Here is a 2,981-nt window from a genome sequence, read left to right as displayed (position 1 = left end):
CTAGATTGCTTTTACTGTTTTAACTACAGGTGGTCTAACTTTGGTAAATACTCTAAATCCACAAATACATTTGATTTCAGGTAATCTGAATAATTCAGTGTTTGAAACATTAGTACCACATCTTAAACAAGAGTAAAGTACCTCAAATGTTTCTGTTGGTTCTTCAATAATTTCAGATTCCATGTTTTCTTCTGCCATATTTATCATCAAAATTTCTATAATTTAAGGCTACCAGATTACGTTAGAGATAATTCAATGTAGACATCATCTGGAATTTTTAGTCTCATGAGTTGTCTGATTGCTTTATCGTCAGCACTAATGTTAATTATTCTTCTATGCATTTTCATTTCCCATTTTTCATAAGTTTCAGTTCCGTTACCACATGGAGATTTTCTTGTTGCAACATGTAATTTTTTAACAGGAAGTGGGGTTGGACCTTTAACTTTAACACCGGTTTTTTTACCAATGCCCATAATTTCGTTGCAAACACCGTCGAGTTTAGGCAGACTGATACTAGTTAATTTAACACGAGCAGTCTGAGTCATTCAACTCAACCTATGGTTTGTACTCTTCAGTAATTTCCTTAACAATTCCTGCTGCAATAGTTGCACCCATATCTCTGAGTGCGAATCTACCCATTTCAGGAAATTCTTGGAAAGTTTCTATGCAAGTTGGTCTTACAGGTCTAATTTTTACAATAGCTGCATCACCGACTTTAAGGAACTTTGGATTTTCTTCTTCAACTGCTCCTGTAGCTGGGTTAATTCTTTGTAAGAATTCAGTTACAGTAGCTGCGACTTGTGAAGTGTGACAGTGCATTACTGGAGTGTAACCAGGTGCAATTGCAGTTGGGTGATGAATTACTATAATTTGTGCTTTGAATTCTTTTGCAACCTTTGGTGGTGCGTCTGGAGTTCCAAGTACATCTCCTCTTTTGATATCTTTCTTTTCAATACCTCTGAGGTTAAATCCAATGTTATCACCTGCTTCTGCAGTTGGCATTTCTGTGTGATGGGTTTCAATTGATTTGATTTCACCTAAAGCGCCAGAAGGCATTACAATAATTTTTTGTCCTGCTTTCATTATACCGGTTTCAACTCTACCTACTGGTACAGTGCCTACACCGGTAATTGTGTAAACGTCTTGAATTGGAACACGTAGTGGTTTACCAATTGGTTTTTCAGCTACTGTAAAGTCATCAAATGCTTGAATGAGTGTCTTTCCAGTGTACCATGACATGTTCTCGGATTTTTTAACCAAGTTGTCACCTTTCCATCCAGAAACTGGAATGAATGGTACGTTTTCTAATTTGTAACCAACAGAACGAACTAGTTTTTCGCCTTTTTCTTTTGCTGCTTTGAATGCTGCCTCTTTGTATTCAACTGCATCCATTTTGTTGATAGCAACAATAAGTTGGCCTACACCTAGTGTTTTTAGTAAAAATGCATGTTCTCTTGCTTGACCACCTGCAGCAATTGCAGTGTCAGTTTCACCTTCTTTTGCAGAAAGTACTAAGATGGCGGCATCTGCTTCAGAAGCGCCAGTAATCATGTTTTTAATGAAGTCCCTGTGACCAGGAGCATCAATTAATGTGAAGAAGTATTTTGGTGTCTCAAATTTTTGAAAAGCGAGATCAATTGTAATTCCTCTTTCTCTTTCATCTTTAATATTATCCATAACCCACGCGTATTTGAAAGTGTCACCTTTTCCGGTCTTCTCGGATTCGGCTGCGTGTGCTGCAATAGTTCTATCATCTACAACACCGAGATCCATTAAGAAATGACCCATAGTTGTTGACTTTCCATTATCAATATGACCTGTAACAATCAGGTTCAAGTGTGGTTTATCTGCCATATCAAATCGGTGTTGGAGGGGATTTATTACTGTTATGAATTTTTGAAAAAAAATAGAAAAAAAATCTAGAATTTTTAAATCAAGAAAATTCGAAAAACTACACATAAATCAAAGTGAAAATGAGTTAACTCATGAAAATTACTGTCTCAGTTATCAAAGCAGATGTAGGAGGAATCGGTGGACATACCAGACCTAGTGATGGATTAATTGAGGCAGTTAGAAAAACAGTAAAAAGTTCTAGTGATTTATTGATCGATTATTACATTGGATATTGTGGAGACGATGTCCACATTGTCATGTCACATACACATGGTACAGATAATGATAAAATTCACAAATTAGCTTGGGATGCATTTATGGCAGGAACTCAAGTTGCAAAACAAGAAGGACTTTACGGAGCAGGTCAAGATCTCCTAAAAGATTCCTTTTCTGGAAATGTAAAAGGAATGGGTCCAGGTGTTGCAGAAATGGAATTTGAAGAAAGACCTAATGAAGCATTTACAGTTTTTGCAGCAGATAAAACAGAACCAGGTGCATTTAACTATCCAATTTACAGAATGTTTGTAGATAGTTTAAGCAACACGGGATTGATTGTAAACAAATCACTTGCAAGTGGAGTAATAATTAATGTAATGGATGTTGAAGAAGGTAAAATTGCAAAACTTTCATTGTGGGAAGACAAACCAACTATTGAAGCTGCATTAATGTATCCTGGCAGATATGTTGTTTCAACAGTCACTACAAAACAAGGAGAACCAATTCTTGCCGCATCAACAGATAGACTGCACAACATTGCAGGAACTTATGTAGGAAAAGATGATCCAATATGCTTAATCAGAACACAAAAGAATTTTCCAGCAACAGAAGAAGTAGGAAGTGTTTTTAATAATCCACACTACGTAGCAGGTAATACTAGAGGCAGTCACAACATGCCATTAATGCCAGTAAAACTAAATTCTCCTGCATCGATCAATTTTTGCATTCCAATTGTTCAGGCACTAGTCTTCAGTATGCACAATGGAAAATTTACAGGACCATTTGACGGATTTTCAACTCCAGATTGGGATTACATCAGAGAGATTGCAACAAAGAAAGCGCTTGCAATGAGAAGCCAAGGATTCATCCAT

General features: G+C 36.6%; 4 protein-coding genes. 1 reads left to right on the top strand and 3 read right to left on the bottom strand.

Annotation, left to right across the window (positions count from 1 at the left end; all coding sequences use genetic code 11):
* From BG20_RS01025 to tuf, 3 genes are read right to left on the bottom strand one after another with little or no spacing between them, the layout of a single operon-like run.
* Positions 1–207 carry an RNA polymerase Rbp10 gene (locus BG20_RS01025; protein WP_048096958.1) on the bottom strand — a complete coding sequence of 69 codons (207 nt, stop codon included), beginning with the start codon at positions 205–207 and terminating at the stop codon, positions 1–3.
* Between the two features lie 29 nt (positions 208–236).
* Positions 237–545 carry a 30S ribosomal protein S10 gene (rpsJ, locus tag BG20_RS01020; RefSeq protein WP_007401851.1) on the bottom strand — a complete coding sequence of 103 codons (309 nt, stop codon included), beginning with the start codon at positions 543–545 and terminating at the stop codon, positions 237–239.
* Between the two features lie 10 nt (positions 546–555).
* On the bottom strand, positions 556–1,854 hold the full coding sequence (gene tuf / locus BG20_RS01015) for a translation elongation factor EF-1 subunit alpha (RefSeq protein WP_007401852.1): 1,299 nt from the start codon (positions 1,852–1,854) through the stop codon (positions 556–558).
* 131 nt (positions 1,855–1,985) lie between these two features.
* Between tuf and BG20_RS01010 the strand changes: the two genes are divergently transcribed.
* Positions 1,986–2,981: fructose-1,6-bisphosphatase (locus BG20_RS01010; RefSeq protein ID WP_010189758.1), on the top strand; the 996-nt coding region annotated here is incomplete at its 3' end.

Source organism: Candidatus Nitrosarchaeum limnium BG20 (assembly GCF_000241145.1).
In the GTDB taxonomy this organism is placed as follows: Archaea; Thermoproteota; Nitrososphaeria; order Nitrososphaerales; family Nitrosopumilaceae; genus Nitrosarchaeum; species Nitrosarchaeum limnae.
Note: the sequence above shows the minus strand (reverse complement) of the source record. Positions and strands in the feature narration are given on the sequence as shown.

What these genes read in the sequence shown, in the direction of transcription:
- rpsJ (WP_007401851.1), bottom strand. Translation starts at nt 545, where the DNA reads ATGACTCAGACTGCTCGTGTTAAATTAACTAGTATCAGTCTGCCTAAA.
- tuf (WP_007401852.1), bottom strand. Translation starts at nt 1,854, where the DNA reads ATGGCAGATAAACCACACTTGAACCTGATTGTTACAGGTCATATTGAT.
- BG20_RS01025 (WP_048096958.1), bottom strand. Translation starts at nt 207, where the DNA reads ATGATAAATATGGCAGAAGAAAACATGGAATCTGAAATTATTGAAGAA.